General features: G+C 56.3%; 16 protein-coding genes. 3 read left to right on the plus strand and 13 right to left on the minus strand.

Annotated features, from left to right (window positions below):
• The first annotated feature begins 137 nt into the window (after positions 1–137).
• Positions 138–590, plus strand: coding sequence for a winged helix-turn-helix transcriptional regulator (locus tag Q675_RS22930; protein ID WP_011785524.1), 453 nt, complete (start codon positions 138–140; stop codon positions 588–590).
• Position 591: 1 nt separating this feature from the next.
• Positions 592–1,728 carry a glycerate kinase gene (locus tag Q675_RS22935; protein WP_023010624.1) on the plus strand — a complete coding sequence of 379 codons (1,137 nt, stop codon included), beginning with the start codon at positions 592–594 and terminating at the stop codon, positions 1,726–1,728.
• Here Q675_RS22935 and Q675_RS22940 read toward each other — a convergent pair.
• Positions 1,717–2,358: a Crp/Fnr family transcriptional regulator gene (locus Q675_RS22940; RefSeq protein WP_022990937.1), complete on the minus strand. Its 642-nt coding sequence runs from the start codon at positions 2,356–2,358 to the stop codon at positions 1,717–1,719. The genes Q675_RS22935 and Q675_RS22940 overlap by 12 nt on opposite strands.
• Before the next feature lie 112 nt (positions 2,359–2,470).
• Here Q675_RS22940 and Q675_RS22945 point away from each other — a divergent pair, with 112 nt between their 5' ends.
• A complete protein-coding gene (locus tag Q675_RS22945) occupies positions 2,471–2,659 on the plus strand; it encodes a DUF2892 domain-containing protein (protein WP_011785527.1) in 189 nt (62 codons plus the stop codon).
• Between the two features lie 90 nt (positions 2,660–2,749).
• Here Q675_RS22945 and Q675_RS22950 read toward each other — a convergent pair whose 3' ends face one another.
• The 12 genes from Q675_RS22950 to Q675_RS23005 form a co-directional block, all read right to left on the minus strand.
• A complete protein-coding gene (locus Q675_RS22950) occupies positions 2,750–3,115 on the minus strand; it encodes a MerR family transcriptional regulator (RefSeq protein ID WP_011785528.1) in 366 nt (121 codons plus the stop codon).
• Positions 3,096–3,398, minus strand: coding sequence for an integration host factor subunit alpha (gene ihfA / locus Q675_RS22955; protein WP_011785529.1), 303 nt, complete (start codon positions 3,396–3,398; stop codon positions 3,096–3,098). Before ihfA ends, Q675_RS22950 begins: the two co-directional genes overlap by 20 nt.
• A gap of 3 nt (positions 3,399–3,401) precedes the next feature.
• Positions 3,402–5,774: a phenylalanine--tRNA ligase subunit beta gene (pheT, locus tag Q675_RS22960; RefSeq protein WP_023010625.1), complete on the minus strand. Its 2,373-nt coding sequence runs from the start codon at positions 5,772–5,774 to the stop codon at positions 3,402–3,404.
• Positions 5,775–5,836: 62 nt separating this feature from the next.
• Positions 5,837–6,835, minus strand: a complete 999-nt coding sequence (gene pheS / locus Q675_RS22965) for a phenylalanine--tRNA ligase subunit alpha (RefSeq protein ID WP_011785531.1) — start codon at positions 6,833–6,835, stop codon at positions 5,837–5,839.
• A gap of 137 nt (positions 6,836–6,972) precedes the next feature.
• Positions 6,973–7,326, minus strand: a complete 354-nt coding sequence (gene rplT, locus Q675_RS22970) for a 50S ribosomal protein L20 (protein WP_011785532.1) — start codon at positions 7,324–7,326, stop codon at positions 6,973–6,975.
• 50 nt (positions 7,327–7,376) lie between these two features.
• A complete protein-coding gene (gene rpmI, locus Q675_RS22975) occupies positions 7,377–7,568 on the minus strand; it encodes a 50S ribosomal protein L35 (RefSeq protein WP_007151842.1) in 192 nt (63 codons plus the stop codon).
• A gap of 92 nt (positions 7,569–7,660) precedes the next feature.
• Positions 7,661–8,206, minus strand: a complete 546-nt coding sequence (gene infC / locus Q675_RS37795; protein ID WP_081698830.1) for a translation initiation factor IF-3 — start codon at positions 8,204–8,206, stop codon at positions 7,661–7,663.
• A complete protein-coding gene (gene thrS / locus Q675_RS22985) occupies positions 8,203–10,128 on the minus strand; it encodes a threonine--tRNA ligase (protein ID WP_023010626.1) in 1,926 nt (641 codons plus the stop codon). The genes infC and thrS overlap by 4 nt, the downstream gene beginning before the upstream one ends.
• A 151-nt stretch (positions 10,129–10,279) precedes the next feature.
• Positions 10,280–12,880 carry a TRAP transporter permease gene (locus Q675_RS22990; RefSeq protein ID WP_023010627.1) on the minus strand — a complete coding sequence of 867 codons (2,601 nt, stop codon included), beginning with the start codon at positions 12,878–12,880 and terminating at the stop codon, positions 10,280–10,282.
• An 80-nt stretch (positions 12,881–12,960) separates the two neighbouring features.
• Positions 12,961–13,944 (minus strand): TAXI family TRAP transporter solute-binding subunit, encoded by a 984-nt coding sequence (locus tag Q675_RS22995; RefSeq protein WP_011785536.1) that lies wholly within the window; start codon positions 13,942–13,944, stop codon positions 12,961–12,963.
• A gap of 187 nt (positions 13,945–14,131) precedes the next feature.
• Positions 14,132–16,519, minus strand: coding sequence for an efflux RND transporter permease subunit (locus Q675_RS23000; protein WP_023010628.1), 2,388 nt, complete (start codon positions 16,517–16,519; stop codon positions 14,132–14,134).
• Between the two features lie 46 nt (positions 16,520–16,565).
• Positions 16,566–17,714, minus strand: coding sequence for a WD40/YVTN/BNR-like repeat-containing protein (locus Q675_RS23005; RefSeq protein ID WP_023010629.1), 1,149 nt, complete (start codon positions 17,712–17,714; stop codon positions 16,566–16,568).
• Positions 17,715–17,770: the final 56 nt, after the last annotated feature.

Raw genomic sequence — 17,770 nt, forward strand, 5'->3', positions numbered from 1 at the left:
GCCTGTTCAGCATCACAATAGATTATTATTTTCCTTTTTTGGTACCTGAAAAATTACCTATAAGCCTGCACTTTCGCTAATATTGGACGTTTCGGCCTTTTAAAAAAATTCATCCACTATCTCAAAGGATAGCAGTCATGGCAGATCTCGACAGAATCGATCTTTCCATCATCCGGGAACTGCAAAAGAACGGCCGTATTACCGTGACAGACCTTGCTTCCCGGGTCGGTTTATCAAAGACTCCCTGTCAGGTACGAATGAAACGGCTGGAAGATCAGGGATACATTACCGGCTACAGCGCCATGGTGAATCAGACCAAGCTGGGGCTCTCTCATGTTGCGTTCGCCCAGGTCACCCTGAATGACACCAGCAGCAAGGCACTGGCGGCGTTCAATGAGGCCGTCCGGCAAATCTCCGCAGTGGAGCAGTGCCATATGATGGCGGCGAATTTCGACTATCTTCTGAAAATACGTACCCGCAACATGGCTGAATACCGCCAGGTTCTGGGAGAACAGATCTCAAGCCTGCCCCACGTACTCCAGACCAGCACCTTTGTCGTGATGGAAAACGTTAAAGACCGAGGACAGTAAGATGCGGATCGTTGTTGCCCCCGACTCTTTCAAGGAATGCCTCTCAGCGCAGCAGGTTGCCTCTGCCATCGCCCGTGGTTGGCGCAACGCTGCCCCGGAGGATGCGATTGTAGAAATCCCCCTTGCCGATGGGGGTGAAGGAACCACAATGGCCCTGACAGAGGCTCTGGGCGGGCAACTGCATACGGTGGCCGTCACGGGCCCGCTGGGTGAGCATATCGAGGCCCGCTTTGGCCTGGCCAATAACAACGAAACCGCCGTGATCGAGGTAGCTGAAGCCAGTGGCTTGCATTGTGTACCCGCCGGGGCCCGTGATGCGCTCCGGGCAACCAGCCGTGGTACTGGAGACTTGATTCTGGCAGCCCTGAAACACCGGCCGAAAACATTGATCATGGGCCTGGGAGGAAGCGCCACAACGGATGGCGGCGCTGGTATGTTACAGGCTCTGGGGGCGCGCCTGCTGGATAACCAGGGCGAGGAAATCGGGCCCGGCGGTGCGGGCCTGGCACGACTGGCCACGGCAGACCTTGAACCTGCCATTCGCAGACTCAACGGCATCCAGTTGATTGTGGCCTGTGATGTCACCAATCCGTTGCTGGGCCCGGAGGGAGCGGCAGCGGTTTTCGGGCCACAGAAAGGCGCCAATGAAGACGACGTTCGTCAGCTGGACGCCAGTCTTGCGCATTTTTCCCGTCTGGTTAAGGCGCAGGGCCTGGACATTGCCAGCTTTCCCGGCAGTGGCGCGGCCGGGGGTATCGGTGGCACGGTCAAGGGTATTCTGGGCGCCCGACTCCAACCGGGAATAGAGCTGGTGATGGAGGCCGTCAAACTGGAGCAGCATATCCGCAACGCGGATCTGGTGATCACCGCGGAAGGTGCCATCGATGCTCAAAGCGCCTTTGGAAAAACGCCGGCCGGGGTGTCCAGACTGGCACATGCCTGCGGTGTACCAGTGATTGGCCTGTGTGGAAAATTAGGGGCTGAACTGGCTCCGCTCCATAGCGTTGGGTTAACAGCGGCTTTCTCGATCACCCCCGCGCCCATCACCCTGACGGAAGCCTATGGCCGGGCAGAAGCGAACCTCGAGAAGTCTTCAGAACAGCTGGCGCGCCTGTCGCACAGTTTATCACGCCGGTGAAGCGGTTTTCCGTAATCCGGTGAGTTCTACCCGGCCGCGGGCCAACCGAACCTGGCCCCGGCGTTCGAGTTCTTTCAGCAGTCGGCTGACCACTTCCCTGGCCGTTCCCAGCTCCACGGCCAGCTCCTGATGGGTAATATTCAGTACACTCTGACCATCAGCCGCACGTGCCTGAAGCCACTCCGCCAGACGCTCATCCATACGGTGAAACGCTACTTCTTCAACCAACAACATCAGATCGTCAAGTCGACGGCCATAGGACTCCATAATCCCCAGCCGGAACTCTGCCGACTGATCCATCAGCCGATCGAACAATCCGCGCGGGATAATGGCGGCTTCTGCCTCATCTTCAACGATGGCTTCAGCCCGGTAGCCACGCCCCGTCATCAGACAGCCAATGGACAACGTGCAGATATCGTCAGCGCCCATACGGTAGAGCACGATGCTGTGGCCAGATGCTCCGGTCATCTGCACCTTGATACTGCCATCCAGCACCAGGGGAAGCCCCCGGCAATGTTCTCCGGCACTGAACAGCACCTGCCCGGGAGGGAAACGCATGGCCTGGAGACCCTCCAGGGCATCTTTGCGCAGGGAGTCGTGTAGTGTGTCGAGAATACTGTGCCTGGCCATTCCGCATTGCCTTGTATCGAAAGTCGTCTGCCTGTGTGACTTTATCACTGAACCCGACCAATAACAGGCCTATAGTCAAACCATCATCCGACATCACACAGGAGAGACCAAGATGACGGTAAACATGGGTTCCGCTGATCGTATTATTCGTGCCATCGTGGGTGTTGTCCTGCTGGCCCTGGTCTTTGTTGGCCCTCAGACACCCTGGGGCTGGATTGGCATTGTACCGCTGGCCACAGCACTGGTGGGTAACTGCCCTGCCTATTCCCTGCTCGGCATCAAGACCTGCAAAACAAAATAGGCCTGCAAGCTCCAGAAACACAAAGGCCAGAGCAGCTCGCGCCACTCTGGCCTTTTGTCGTTCTTCAATGCAGACAGGCTTACGGCTGCCTCAACGCACCGGCGTGTTCAGCACATCCAGCACTTCCTCAAGCTCGGTGATCATCTGACGGATCAACTGCTTGTACTGTGAGGTATCATCCTTCACTTCGCTGCTGCTGAGCTTCTGTTTGGCACCACCAATGGTGTAGCCCTGATCGTACAGCAGGCTGCGGATCTGGCGGATGGTGATCACATCCGCGCGTTGATAGTAACGGCGATTGCCCCGGCGCTTGACCGGCGACAGCTGCGGGAATTCCTGCTCCCAATAGCGCAACACATGCGCCTTGACCGCACATAGCTCGGCTACTTCACCAATGGTGAAATAACGCTTCCCCGGAATAACCGGGAGCTCATTGTTATGACTGGGTTCCAGCATACGCTTCTACTTTCTGCTTCAGTTTCTGACCTGGTCGAAACGTAACTACGCGCCGTGCACTGATGGGAATTTCCTCACCCGTTTTCGGGTTCCGTCCCGGTCGCTGCTTCTTGTCCCTGAGATCGAAGTTGCCGAAACCCGACAACTTCACCTGCTCGTTGTGGCTGAGTGCGCCTCTGATTTCGTCGAAGAAAGCTTCCACCATTTCCTTGGCTTCCCGCTTGTTAAGCCCCAACTCCTCGTACAAGCGCTCCGCCATGTCCGCTTTCGTCAAAGCCGCCATCTGTCAACTCCTCAGTGTTGCCCCCAACTCTTCCTTCAGGGCATCGATAACCCCATTGAAGAGCGAATGCACTTCGTCCTCGTTAAGCGTGCGTTCAGGATGCTGCCAGAACAGGCTCAGAGCCAGGCTTCGGTTACCCTCACCCAGGCTTTCACCTTCATAGACATCAAACACACGCAACGCCGTGAGGTGCTCGCCAGCATGTTTACGGGCCACATGTTCTACCTGGGCGAACGCCACATCGCTCCCGATAATGATAGCCAAATCCCGGCGAACTTCCGGGAATTTTGAAATATCTTTGAAATTAGGCACATAACCGGCAACGATCGAATTCAAGAATAGCTCAAACATCAGGATCGTGCCATTAAGTTCAAGATTTTTCTGAACTTGTGGATGCAGTGCACCCAGCCAGCCCACATGCTCGCCATCCCTCAACAGTTCCGCCGTCTGGCCCGGATGCAGCGCAGGGTGCTGGCTGGCAATAAAATCAACCTCGATGCCAAGCAGTCGGAACAGGCTTTCCAATTCCCCTTTTACATCAAAGAAATCCGTGGTTCTGCGACCGTTTACCCAGTTTTCGGGATTCTGGTTACCAACCACCACCCCTGCCAGCATCGGCTGCTGACTGATGCCATCGGCATCCTGAACGAATCGCAAACCGGTCTCAAACAGACGAATACGGGGCTGCTGCCGGTTCTGGTTGTAGCCCACGGTTTTAAGCAGGCCGCTCCACAGCGTCGTGCGCATCACCGAAAGATCCGACGAGATGGGATTGGCCAACGCAATCCCCTCACGTTCCGGATCCACCAGCTGTTGAACCTTGGGATCAACAAAGCTGTAGGTCACCGCTTCCTGGTAGCCCTGGGCGACGAAAAAGTTACGCACAGCAGACAGCGGCCGAACCGCTTCTTCCCGGGCCCGCAGCCCAAGCGAGCCGGTTGGCTCGGTGACCGGCAGATTGTTATAACCAAAAATGCGACCGACCTCTTCGATCAGGTCTTCTTCGATGGAAATATCCGGCCGGAAGCTGGGCACACTGATACGCCAGCCGTCTTTCAACAGCTTGTCGATGTGCAGGCCAAGCCGGCTGAGAATCTCTTCAACGGTAGTGCGGTCAATTCTAAGCCCCAACACATCCGCCAGGCGCTGCTCACGCAGATCAATCACCCGCGCCTTTGGCAGGTGTTCCTTGCTGGCCACTTCGACAATTTCGCCGGGCTCACCCCCGACAATAGCCATCAGCAGACCGGTTGCCCGCTCCATGGCATCCCGTGCCAGCTCATAATCCACGCCCCGCTCAAAACGGTGGGAGGCATCTGTATGCAGGCCATATTGACGAGCCTTGCCGGCCAGCGTGATCGGGTCAAAATAGGCGGATTCAAGCACCAGATCCCGGGTTTTCTCACTCACCCCGGAATGCTCGCCCCCCATCACACCGGCAATGGCCACTGGCTTCTCGTGGTCGGCAATCACCAGAGTTTCCGGAGTAAGCTCGACCTCCTGACCGTCCAGCAATACCAGTTTTTCGCCCGAGCCAGCCATGCGCACAACAATCCCACCTTTGATCTCATCCCGGTCAAAGGCATGCATGGGCTGGCCCAGTTCCAGCATGACGTAGTTGGTGACATCCACCGCCGCATCAATGGAACGGATACCGGAACGACGCAGCTTCTCCTGCATCCAGAGCGGCGTTTCTGCCTGCAGATTGACGTTTCGCAGAACACGCCCCAGATAACGGGGGCAACCCTCAGGGGCTTCCACCCGGATATCAGGCACTTCCGAGTGCACCGCTTCCACGTGCGGAATGGAAGGCGCATTGGTGACCAGGCTGTTCAACACGCCCACTTCCCGGGCCAGGCCCTTGATGGACAGACAGTCGCTGCGATTCGGGGTCAGATCCACATCAATGGTGATGTCATTCAGCTTCAGATAGTCAACCACCGGCTGCCCAACCTGGGCATCCTCCGGGAGCTCCATCAGGCCGTCATGGTTATCGGACAAGCCCAGCTCGGATTCCGAACACAGCATACCCTCGGAGGGCTGCCCCCGGAGCTTGGCTTTCTTGATCTTGAAATTGCCGGGCAGCACAGCGCCCACCTCGGCAAAAGGCACCTTCAGCCCGTCGCGAACATTGGGGGCACCACAGACCACCTGCACGGTCTGCTCGCCATTGCTCACCTGACACACCCGCAGCTTGTCGGCATCCGGATGGGGCGCAACGGAAACGACCTCACCCACAACCACGCCGGAAAATTCGCCAGCCACGGCCTCAAAGCCGTCGACTTCCAGCCCCGCCATGGTGATCTGGTCCATCAACTCCTGAGAGCCAATGTTCGGGTTTACCCACTCGCGCAGCCACTGTTCACTGAATTTCATTATCCTGGTCCTGTCCTGATTCGGTTGATTCTGAGCCTGTTACGCCAATTCCTGGTGTCGTATCAACGGAACTGACGAAGGAAACGCAGGTCGTTTTCGAAGAACATACGCAGGTCTTTTACTCCATAACGAAGCATGGCCAGGCGCTCGACACCCAGACCAAAAGCAAACCCGCGATATTCCTCGGAATCAATACCGCAATATTCGAACACTTTCGGATGCACCATGCCGCAGCCCATCACTTCCAGCCACTTGATGCTGCCATCCGGCTCACGTCCCCATTCAATATCCACTTCCGCCGATGGTTCGGTGAACGGGAAGTAGGAGGGACGGAAGCGAACTTTCAGATCCCGCTCAAAGAAAACCCTGAGGAATTCCTCCACGGTGCTTTTCAGGTCCGCGAAGCTGACATTCTTCTCCACCAGCAGACCTTCCACCTGATGGAACATAGGGGTGTGAGTCATATCGGAATCACAGCGATAGACCCGTCCGGGGCAGATCATGCGGAACGGTGGCTTGCCTGCCTCCATGGTCCGAATCTGTACCGGCGAGGTGTGGGTACGGAGCAAGGTACCCGGATTGAAATAGAAAGTATCGTGCATGGCACGAGCCGGGTGGTGCCCGGGAATATTCAGAGCTTCGAAGTTGTGGTAATCGTCTTCGATTTCAGGCCCCTGCTCTACGCTATAACCGGCACGGGCAAAGATTTCCTCAATGCGCTGCAGGGTGCGGGTTACCGGATGCAAACCACCCAGGTCCTGCCCCCTTCCCGGCAGTGTTACGTCAATGGATTCCGCCGCAAGCCTGGCTTCAATGGCCGCTTTCTCAAGATCTGCCCGCCGTGCGTTGATGGCTTGCTCCACCTGCCCCTTGGCTTCATTGATCTTCTGGCCGGCCGCAGGGCGCTCCTCCGCAGAGAGCTTGCCCAGAGTTTTTGCCTGCTGGGTAATCACACCCTTTTTGCCGAGGTATTCCACACGAATTTGATCAAGCGCCTGCAGGTTGTCGGCCTTTTCTACGGCATTCAACCCGTCCTGAACCAGTTGCTCCAGGTTTTCCATTGACCCTGCTCCAAACCAGAAATGGGGTAGGTTAAAACAAAAATAGGGGAAGAGCGTGCCCTTCCCCTATCAGAAGGCGCCGTCATGAAACATGGGGCGCCCGGATCGATCAGCAATCGATGAAAGAGCTTAAGCGATCACAGGGACGCTTTGGCCTTCTCAACAACAGCGGCAAACGCCTGCTGTTCGTTCATGGCCAGATCAGCCAGAACCTTACGATCGATTTCAACATTCGCCTTCTTCAGACCAGCGATCAGACGGCTGTAAGACAGACCGTTTGCACGGGCGCCAGCGTTGATACGGGCAATCCACAGAGCGCGGAATGCACGCTTACGGTTGCGACGGTCACGGTAGGCATACTGACCGGCCTTGATAACCGCTTGCTTGGCAACGCGGTAAACACGGCTACGGGCACCGTAGTAACCTTTGGCCTGATTGAGAATCTTCTTGTGACGACGACGTGCTACCACGCCACGCTTTACACGAGCCATACTTTAATCCTTCTACCTTTACTTTCTAAGGAATGATTCGCGCGGCTGAATCAGCACGCGGTCATGCGCTTGATAGACGCTACGTCCGACTTGGCGATGAGCTTGGTACCGCGCAGCTGACGCTTACGCTTCGGGCTCTTCTTGGTCAGGATGTGGCTGGTGAAGGACTGCTTGTGCTTGAAGCCAGTGGCGGTCTTCTTGAACCGCTTGGTAGCTCCGCTCTTGGTTTTCATCTTCGGCATTTTTAAAACTCCGCATTCTATTTTGGATAAACAATTGTGCCCCTGAACGACAAATCCCCCGCTAATGCGGGGGACCCGTCATCGGATCAGGTTCACTTCTTCTTGCGGGGTGCGATAACCATAGTCATCTGCCGGCCTTCCATTTTCGGCCGCATCTCAACCTGGGCTATTTCTGCCACATCTTCCTCAATCCGCTGCATGAGCTTCATACCAATTTCCTGGTGTGCCATCTCACGTCCACGGAACCGGATTGTGATCTTGCCGCGGTCCCCGTTCTCAAGGAAACGTAACAGGTTGCGTAGTTTGACCTGATAATCCCCTTCTTCCGTTCCTGGTCGGAACTTCAGCTCTTTGACCTGCGTCTGCTTCTGCTTTTTCTTGGCAGCCGCCTTGGCCTTTTTCTCTTCAAAGATCTTCTTGCCGTAGTCCATTATCTTACAGACGATCGGATCGGAATCCGTAACCTGCACCAGATCCAGGGTCGCCTCTTCCGCCATACGCAGTGCGTCTTCGATCGGAACAATCCCGACCTGATTGCCTTCGGCATCAATCAGTCGGACTTCAGTTGCGTCAATGTTCTCATTGATAGGCGCCTTGGGTGCGCGCCCACCCCGATTCGCTCGCTGTTTAATAATCAGATCTCCGTTTTGGTTCTACCTTTGCGCTCGACGTCGGCTGCAAGCAGCTTTTCAAAATCGTCGACCGACATGGTTCCCAGGTCTTCGCCCTTACGTGTCCGGACGGCAACGGCGTTGTTCTCGATTTCTTTATCGCCAACAACAACCAGATAGGGAACCTTATTTAGAGTATGCTCGCGGATTTTAAAGCCGATCTTCTCGTTTCTCAAGTCAGCATTAACCCGATAGCCTAAAGAATCCAGTTTTTTGGCCAGATTCTGACAGTAATCACGCTGTTTATCGGTAATATTCAGGACAGCAACCTGTGTCGGTGCCAGCCAGGTTGGGAAAGCACCCTCGTACTCCTCGATCAGGATACCGATGAAGCGCTCAAAGGAACCCAGTACAGCCCGATGCAGCATAACCGGCGTTTTGCGCTCGGAATTGTCGGCCACATACTGCGCCCCCAGACGACCCGGCATCGAGAAGTCGACCTGGATGGTACCACACTGCCATACCCGACCGAGGCAATCTTTCAGAGAAAACTCGATCTTCGGGCCGTAGAAGGCACCTTCGCCCGGCAACAGCTCCCAGTCAACCCCTTCACGGTTCAGCGCCTGCTCGAGCGCTGCCTCGGCTTTGTCCCAGACTTCGTCCGACCCTACCCGCTTTTCAGGGCGGGTGGACAGCTTGTAAAGAATTTCACTGAAGCCGAAGTCTGCATATATCTCGTGCAACATGGCAATAAATGCAGACACTTCTTCCTGGATAGCATCTTCCTCACAGAAGATATGGGCATCATCCTGGGTAAAACCACGCACCCGCATCAGGCCATGCAACGCGCCAGAAGCTTCATTCCGGTGACAGGAGCCAAACTCGGCCAGGCGCAGCGGCAGATCCTTGTAGCTCTTCAGCCCCTGATTAAACACCTGCACGTGACACGGACAGTTCATGGGCTTGATGGCGTAATCGTGCTTCTCGGACTCAGTGGTAAACATGTCATCCTTGAACTTGTCCCAGTGGCCGGACTTCTCCCACAGGGTCCGCGACACCACCTGAGGCGTCTTGATCTCCTTGTAGCCATGCTTGTGCTGCTGGACACGCATGTACTGTTCCACCTCCTGATAGAGGGACCAGCCATCCGGATGCCAGAACACCATACCCGGGGCTTCTTCCTGCATGTGGAACAGGCCCAGCTTCTTGCCAATCTTGCGATGATCCCGTTTTTCGGCTTCTTCCAGGCGGTGCAGGTAGGCCTTGAGGTCTTTCTTGTTACCCCAGGCAGTACCGTAGATGCGCTGCAACTGCTCATTGCTGGTATCGCCACGCCAATAGGCCCCGGCCACCTTGGTCAGCTTGAAGGCCTTGAGCTTACCGGTGCTGGGCACGTGAGGACCACGGCACAGATCGATGAAGTCGCCCTGACGATAGAACGACAGGTCTTCCTCTCCCGGAATGTCTTCGATGATGCGAACCTTGTACTCCTCGCCCATCTCGTTAAACAGCTTGATCGCTTCGTCCCGGGACATAATGGAGCGGGATACCGGAAGATCCTGTTTCGCGAGTTCTTCCATACGCTTTTCAATGCGCGCCATGTCTTCATTGGTAAACGGGCGCTCATATTTGAAGTCGTAGTAGAAGCCGTTCTCGATTACCGGACCGATGGTGACCTGGGCGCCAGGGAACAGCTCCTGAACCGCCATGGCCATCAGGTGGGCAGTGGAGTGGCGAATAATATCCACGCCGTCTTCATCACGCTCCGTCACGATCGCCAGCTCTGTATCGTTTTCAATCAGGTGGCTGGTATCCACAAGCTTTCCGTTAACCTTTCCGGCCAAGGCCGCTTTGGCCAGGCCCGCGCCAATGTCTGCGGCAACGTCGTGTACGGTTACGGGTTCAGCAAAACTGCGATGACTGCCATCTGGCAGGGTAATGACGGGCATGTTTATCTCCTCGTGGTTTCTCAGCGGTGATCTATACCAAAGATCACTTGGTTGCCGGGCTGCGCGACACAAACCGCGAGCCGGATTTGAGGGCGAGTCTAACAGAAAAAAACCCGGCAGCAACGCCGGGTTTTTACGGAGCCGAAGCCAATCAGGCCGGCTGGGGTTGGGCCTCCTCCCGTGCCTTGCGCCTGAGCTGACCGAAAGCGACCAGACCCAACAGCAACAGTGCCGGGATAAACATCAACTCTTTCGGTGGCCGCTCCAGCTCAATCTGGACTGCATCAATGGTCCAGCCAAACTGGATACCGGCATCTTCCGCAGCACTGCCAAAGTTGACGAAATCCACCACCAGATCACCGCCCTGCTCTGACACTTCCAGGCCTGCACCCGCCAGGCGCTCCTGCGCGGTTTCACCTCCAGGGATCTCAAGCTCGACGTAGGTGGTGACATCACTGCCATCCAGCGCCATGCCTGATACCTTCAGCACCACCTCACCATCAGCAGGCACATCCGCCACGTATTCCATAACGGCGGTCCCCGGCCGCTCTTCGTTCGGCGGATAGATCATGTCCCACCAGAAACCGGGCCGGAACATGGTGAAGGTAATCAGCAACAACAACAGGGTTTCCCACTTCCGGCTCCGGGTGAACCAGAAGCCCTGGGTTGCCGCCGAGAACACCAGCATGGCCGTGACGGCGCTGAACACCGTAACCAGCAGATCAAACCAGCCAGTCAGACCAATCAACAACAGCTGCGTGTTGAAGATGAACATGAACGGCAGAATGGCGGTTCGAATATCGTAGGTAAAACCCTGGACACCCGTTCGGATCGGGTCTGCTCCTGAGATTGCGGCCGCCGCGTAGGCGGCCAGCCCCACGGGCGGCGTATCATCCGCCAGTATCCCGAAATAGAACACGAACAGGTGCACCGCAATCAGCGGAACAATCAGGCCATTCTGGGCCCCCAGGGTTACGATAACCGGAGCCATCAAGGTGGAAACCACAATGTAGTTGGCGGTTGTCGGCAACCCCATGCCCAGAATCAGACTGATCACAGCGGTGAAGATGAGCATCAGCAGCAGATTTCCGCCAGACAGGAATTCCACGAATTGGGTCATCACCAGGCCGATACCGGTCAGCGTCACTGTACCAACTACGATGCCGGCCGTTGCTGTCGCAACGCCGATACCCACCATGTTCCTGGCGCCGGTCGCCAGCGAATGGAACAAGTCACTGATGCCGCCGGTGAATTCAGACATCAATCCGCCATGCTTGCGGAAAAATGCCTTCAGCGGCCGCTGGGTAATAACGATAAAGATCATGAACAAGGTTGCCCAGAAGGCAGACAGCTGGGGCGAAAAGCGTTCAACCGTCAGACACCAGACCAGCACCACCACCGGCAGCAGATAGTAGAGCCCGGTTTTAACCGTGGGCCCCACCTCCGGCAACTCGGTCATATCTTTGTTGGGATCGTCTTCCTCCAGCTCCGGGAATCGGGTGGCGTATCCAACCAGTCCCGCATAGATCAGAACCAGAATTGGCCCGAGCACCCAGGGCGCAGCCTCACCCAGCACCCCTTTGGTCCAGCCAACCCCGTAATAAACCGCGAAGGTCAGTACGATCAGGCCAATCAGAATGACCACCCAGTTCAGCATGCGCTGGGCCAGGGTTGGACGATTCAGCCGCTCTACCCCTTCCATCTTCAGCTTGCAGGCTTCCAGATGGACGATGTAAATCAGCGCAACATAGGAAATCAGTGCCGGCAGAATGGCGTGCTTGATCACCTCGAGATAGGAAATCCCCACGTACTCGACCATCAGGAAGGCCGCGGCACCCATGATGGGCGGGGTAAGCTGACCGTTGGTGGACGCAGCCACTTCAACCGCGCCGGCTTTGGTTGCCGGGAAACCGACCCGTTTCATCAGGGGGATCGTGAAGGTACCGGTGGTCACCACATTGGCGATGGAGGATCCGGAAATCACTCCACTCAGGCCACTGGAAACCACCGCCGCCTTGGCCGGGCCTCCGCGCATATGCCCCAGCATGGCGTAAGCCACCTTGATAAAGTAGTTACCGGCTCCCGCCCGCTCAAGCAAGGCACCGAACAACACAAACAGGAAAACAAAGCTGGTAGACACCCCAAGAGCAACCCCGAATACCCCCTCGGTTCCGAGCCATTGGTGGGAAGCCAGCTTGTTCAGGCTCACGCCTTTATGAGAAATCACATCCGGCATGTAAGGGCCGGCCAGTGAGTAGGCAATAAATACCGCCGCAACAACAGTCAGCGGGAGCCCAAGGGCCCTCCGGGTAGCTTCCAGCAGCAATACCAGGCCGCCCAACGCCACCCAGAGATCCATGGTGGTTGGTGCCCCCGGCCTCTGCGAAAGAGCATCATAAAAAACATAAAGATAGGAAGCCGCAAATGCAGCAGCCAAAGCCAACACCCAGTCATATATGGGCACCTTGTTGGCATGCACCCCCTTGATCATCGGGAATGCCGAGAATGCAAGAAACACCGCAAACGCCAGATGGATTGAGCGCGCTTCGGTGGAATTGAATATTCCGAAATTCAGAATGAACGGCAGGGGTGATGCAATCCAGAGCTGGAACAACGACCAGCACACCGGAACGATGAACAGGATAACCGCTGCAGGCCCGGTCAGCGCCCGGCCTCCGGTTTCGGTCTGCAATACCTGTTCTACCTTGCTGGCATCAACTCCCGCCCCGGTACCGGGGTCATTCTTTGCCATAGAATGTTCCTGTGATGGGAAATAACCTTACTGAATCAACAGAGCGGGCCTCAGCCCGCTCTGTTGATATTCCTGGCCGATCAGTCGATCAGGCCAGCCTCGCGATAGTACTTGGCCGCGCCCGGGTGCAGCGGCGCACTCAGGGCATCAGAGACCATTTCTTCTTTCTTCAGGTTGCCGAAGGCAGGGTGCAGACGCTTGAAGCTGTCGAAGTTCTCGAACACGGCCTTGACCACTTCGTAAACGACATCTTCCGGAACGTCAGTTGAGGAAACGAACGTAGCAGCCACACCGAAGGTGGTTACATCTTCGTCGGAACCACGGTACATACCACCCGGAATAACTGCCTTACGGTAGTAGGGGTTTTCCTTGATCAACGCTTCCGTCGCCTTGTTGTCAACGGCAACAATTACGCTGTCACAGGACGTGGTGGCTTCCTTGATGGCACCGGAGGGGTGGCCAACGGTGTAGAAGAAAGCGTCAATGTTGCCATCGCACAGCGCCTGGGATTGCTCGGCAGCCTTGATCTCAGCCGCCAGCGAGAACTTATCCATGGTCCAGCCCATTTCATCCATCAGCACTTCTGCTGTGGCGCGTTGGCCAGAACCCGGATTCCCCACAGACACGCGCTTGCCTTCCAGGTCTTCAAAGGTCTTGATGCCGGAACCTTTGCTGGCCACCACTGTGAACGGCTCAGGATGCAGAGAGAATACCGCTCGCAGCTTCTCGTTCTTGCCCGCATCTTCAAACTGGCTGGTGCCATTGTAGGCGTGGTATTGCCAGTCGGACTGGGCAACAGCCAGATCCAGCTCGCCCTGGCGAATGGCGTTCAGGTTGTAAACGGAGCCACCGGTACTCTCAACCGAGCAACGGATACCATGCTCCTTGCGATCCATATTCACCAGGCGACAGATAGCGCCACCCGCCGGATAATAAACGCCGGTAACACCACCGGTACCGATGGTCACGAAGCGCTGTTCCTGCGCGGAAACCGCAGAGGACGCGGCACCCAGGCTCACGGCGGCTGCAACGGCAAAAGCGGACGCTTTGAGTTTCAGTGTCATGTGTGCTCTTCCTTTTCTTGATAGTTATAGTCGATCACCCGCACGGGTATACGGGCAAACATCCGGTTCGTTCTAGAACATAGAACACTTCTGGCGATAAATAAAGGAAGGATTAGCACGCTAACCAGCTGACCTATCAACAAAAAAGCCCGCACAGGCGGGCTTTTTTGCTGGTTCAGGGCGATTTTCAGGACTTCGCAGTCCGTGCTTTCGCCAGCATCTTGTCCGGGCGAAGCAGGAATCTCGCCAGGGCCGGCAGCAGCCAGATTGCCCCTACCATGTTCCACAGGAACATGAAGAACAGCAGGAAGCCCATGTCCGCCTGGAACTTGATCGGAGAGAATATCCAGGTCACAACACCAAGACCCAGAGTCACACCGGTAAAGATAACGGCCTTACCGGTGGAGCGCAGGGTCTCATAGTACGCCTCCTGCAGCGTCTTGCCCTCCAGCAGGAACTTTTCAAGTTTGCTGTAGATATAGATACCGTAGTCCACACCGATACCCACACCCAACGCAATCACCGGCAGCGTGGCCACCTTGATGCCTATACCGGACACCGCCATGATCGCCTCACACAGGATGGAGGTCAGGCCCAGCGGAATCACAATACAGGCCACAGCCCGGATGGAGCGGAAGGTCAGGAAGCAGAGCAAACTCACTACGCCATACACCAGCAGCAGCATCATGTCCTTGGCGTTCGAGATCACCTCGTTGGTCGCCGCTTCGATACCGGCGTTACCAGCTGCCAGCAGGAAGGTATGCTCCTCGTTGCTGTTGGCATCGGCGAACTGCTCGACCCGCTCGACTACCGTTTCCAGAGTTTCCGCCTTGTGATCTTCCAGGAACACCAGAACCGGCGTGAGGCTGCAGTTGGTATTGATCAAACCTGCCGGCGCGTCACGAATGGAGGCATTGATGATGGTCTGGTTGCGGGAAATCTCGTACCACTTCCAGTTACCCTCGTTCAGAGCCTTCGTAACCAGCTTGGAGACATCAGCCAGGGAGGCGGAGCTCTGCACACCCGGGGTGTTCTGCAGTTCCCACTGCAGACTGTCCATGGCCCGGAGTACGTTGTACTGGGTACATTGTTCTTCCGGGGTCTTCACCATCACCACAAGCACGTCTGCACTGGTGGAATAATTGTTGATGATGTAGGCGTTATCCTTGTTGTAGCGGGAATCCGGGCGCAATTCGGGCGCCCCCTGGTCCAGGTCACCCACTTTCAGGTCCTGCTTGTAGTACATGCCCAGCCCCAGGCCGATCACCGCGATCAGCAGGGAAATCGGCGCAACCCCCGGATGGGAGAAGTAGGACATGACCCGCCACTTGCGGTCCTGCTTTTCACCATGATTCTGAACATGCTGGACACCGCCTTTGGAGATGCCGATGTAAGACATGATCAGAACGTGCAACACCAGGTTGGTGATAATGACGAACGCCACACCCAGACCGGCCGCCACAGCCAGATCACGAATAACGTCGATTTCAATAAACACCAGCGTGAGGAAGCCGACAGCATCAGAAATCAGCGCCAGCATGCCCGGAATGTAAAGAGCCCGGAACGCCAGACGTGCTGAGGTGACGGCATCGAAACCTTTGGCCGACTCAACCGCCATGGCATTAACGATCTGAACACCATGACTGATACCGATCGCGAACACCAGAAACGGCACCAGTACCGAGTATGGATCCAGGCCATAGCCCAGCAGCCGCAGGGCCCCCAACTGCCAGAACACGGCAATGATTGAGGTAAAGATCGGCACCAGGGTTCCGGCGATGCAGCGGGAATACCAGAACAGCAGCAGCGTGGTCAGCAGAATGGTAATGCCGGCAAACCAGGCAATGGAGCCGATGCCTTCAATCAGGTCACCGACTTTCTTGGCGAAACCAACAATGTGAATATTGACGTTCGGATTCTGTGCTTCGTACTTCTCCCGGATCTTCTCTTCCAGCTCACGGGAGAATGCTGCGTAATCCAGAGCCTCGCCGGTTTCCGGATTTTTCTCATACAGTGGCGCATACACAATCGTGGATTTGAAGTTGTCTGAAATCAGACGACCCACCTCGTTCGAACGCAATACGTTCTGGCGCAGCTGCTCCAGACTCTCCCGGGAGCCATCGTAGCCATCCGGAATCACAGTACCGCCCTGGAAGCCTTGCTCGGTAACCTCTACCCAGCGAACGTTCGATGTCCACAAGGTTTTCAGGCCGGAACGGTCCACCCCATTCAAATAGAATACCTCATCGGTGATCTGCTTGAGGGTTTCCATGTATTCGGCAGTAAAGATGTCGCCTTCTTCCACGGCAACCGCAATCCGGACGAAGTTACCCAGGTTGTCCAGGTCATCCCGGTGATCCAGCATATTGACGACGTACGGATGCTCCAGCGGAATCATCCGCTCAAAACTGGCATCCGGCTGGATCTTGATAGCGTTGTAGCCAAGAAACAGCGTCAGCACAAAAAAGGCGATCAGGATCAGCGCCCGGTTGTTGAAAAGTAAACGCTCAAGGAACGGTTCCGCCTTGGGCGTTGTCAGGTAATGTTCACCCCTGTCATGCATCGGGTCAGACATTAAAAAACCCCTCTATCCATTAATCCGTTGATGCCACACCAGGGCGTTAATTCAGGTTCCGGCCGCGAGCGTCGGTAATCTCAACACCGCCTTCGCCGACCAGCAATAGATTGGTTCCCGGCAATGGAACCACACCCATGACACCTTCCCGGTCATTGCGGAAGTAGGGGCGGAAGCTTTCACCATTGTTGGTGCTCATCAGCACTGCGCCGCCATTTCCCACCAGGGTAATGCGTCCATCCTCGGCCACCGCCGCGTTATTCAGGGTGGCGCCGCCCTCATTGGGCACCATGGTCCAGCTACGGCCAAGATCGGTCGACAGCAGAGTGTTGCCCCGCAAGCCGAACGCCAGCACCTCGTTCACCCGTCCGGTTCCGGTGACGCCAAACAGGGAGCCATCGTATGGGCTTTCCCGCTTCTCCCAGGATTCGCCGCCGTCAACAGAAACGTGAATCTGACCAGCTTCACCGACCACCACCAGCGCGCCACCCGCTACCTCGGTGATGCTGTTGTAGTGGAAGTTGGTTGGGTTATCGAGTTTCGGCGCCCAGTCTTCCCAGGTCTGCCCACCATCCTGGGTTCGCAGAATCATGCCATAGGCACCCACCACAAAACCGTGGTTCTCGTCTTCGAACCAGACATCAAGGAACGGGTTAACCGGCCCGATTTCCATATCTGCCTGGGTGTTTTCGAGGGCGAAGAACAGATCGTCAAGCGCCCACTCCAGGTCAGCCTTCTCTTCTTCCGGAGCCTGTTCAATGCGCTCTTCCAGCTCAGCAATCTGGTCTTCCTTGCTGGCAATCACCAGCTCGGCGGCCTGAATACCATCGAGCTGCAGCTCCCAGGTCTCCCCGGAATCGCTGGAATGCAGCACAACACCGCTGTGGCCAACCACCCAGCCATGCTGCTCGGTGCCAAAATCAACGGCGGTCAACGTGACCGCCACCGGCACCTCGGCCTGCGTCCACGACTGGCCCTGATCGTCGGAATAGATTACGTGCCCACGCTCACCCACTGACACGATTCGATCGCCTGCGCGGGTTGCGTCGGTCAGTAGTGACTGGGGAGCCAGTTCTGTTGGCCTCGCCGGTGTCTCGATAATATCCGCGAGTGCAAATGCCGCTGGAGCTGCCAGTGCCATAGAGAGGCCAAGGCAGGCAGTTCCCAGTGTCTCGCACATGAACCTTTTAGCCATTCAGATTGCCTTTACGTTGGTTAAATCCTGATGCGCCTGCTGCACGACTGGCAGCA

Source organism: Marinobacter sp. EN3 (genome assembly GCF_000475315.1).
Classification (GTDB): Bacteria; Pseudomonadota; Gammaproteobacteria; order Pseudomonadales; family Oleiphilaceae; genus Marinobacter; species Marinobacter nauticus.

What these genes read in the sequence shown, in the direction of transcription:
- Q675_RS22930 (WP_011785524.1), top strand. Translation starts at nt 138, where the DNA reads ATGGCAGATCTCGACAGAATCGATCTTTCCATCATCCGGGAACTGCAA.
- Q675_RS22935 (WP_023010624.1), top strand. Translation starts at nt 592, where the DNA reads ATGCGGATCGTTGTTGCCCCCGACTCTTTCAAGGAATGCCTCTCAGCG.
- Q675_RS22940 (WP_022990937.1), bottom strand. Translation starts at nt 2,358, where the DNA reads ATGGCCAGGCACAGTATTCTCGACACACTACACGACTCCCTGCGCAAA.
- Q675_RS22945 (WP_011785527.1), top strand. Translation starts at nt 2,471, where the DNA reads ATGACGGTAAACATGGGTTCCGCTGATCGTATTATTCGTGCCATCGTG.
- Q675_RS22950 (WP_011785528.1), bottom strand. Translation starts at nt 3,115, where the DNA reads ATGCTGGAACCCAGTCATAACAATGAGCTCCCGGTTATTCCGGGGAAG.
- ihfA (WP_011785529.1), bottom strand. Translation starts at nt 3,398, where the DNA reads ATGGCGGCTTTGACGAAAGCGGACATGGCGGAGCGCTTGTACGAGGAG.
- pheT (WP_023010625.1), bottom strand. Translation starts at nt 5,774, where the DNA reads ATGAAATTCAGTGAACAGTGGCTGCGCGAGTGGGTAAACCCGAACATT.
- pheS (WP_011785531.1), bottom strand. Translation starts at nt 6,835, where the DNA reads ATGGAAAACCTGGAGCAACTGGTTCAGGACGGGTTGAATGCCGTAGAA.
- rplT (WP_011785532.1), bottom strand. Translation starts at nt 7,326, where the DNA reads ATGGCTCGTGTAAAGCGTGGCGTGGTAGCACGTCGTCGTCACAAGAAG.
- rpmI (WP_007151842.1), bottom strand. Translation starts at nt 7,568, where the DNA reads ATGCCGAAGATGAAAACCAAGAGCGGAGCTACCAAGCGGTTCAAGAAG.
- thrS (WP_023010626.1), bottom strand. Translation starts at nt 10,128, where the DNA reads ATGCCCGTCATTACCCTGCCAGATGGCAGTCATCGCAGTTTTGCTGAA.
- Q675_RS22990 (WP_023010627.1), bottom strand. Translation starts at nt 12,880, where the DNA reads ATGGCAAAGAATGACCCCGGTACCGGGGCGGGAGTTGATGCCAGCAAG.
- Q675_RS22995 (WP_011785536.1), bottom strand. Translation starts at nt 13,944, where the DNA reads ATGACACTGAAACTCAAAGCGTCCGCTTTTGCCGTTGCAGCCGCCGTG.
- Q675_RS23000 (WP_023010628.1), bottom strand. Translation starts at nt 16,519, where the DNA reads ATGTCTGACCCGATGCATGACAGGGGTGAACATTACCTGACAACGCCC.
- Q675_RS23005 (WP_023010629.1), bottom strand. Translation starts at nt 17,714, where the DNA reads ATGGCTAAAAGGTTCATGTGCGAGACACTGGGAACTGCCTGCCTTGGC.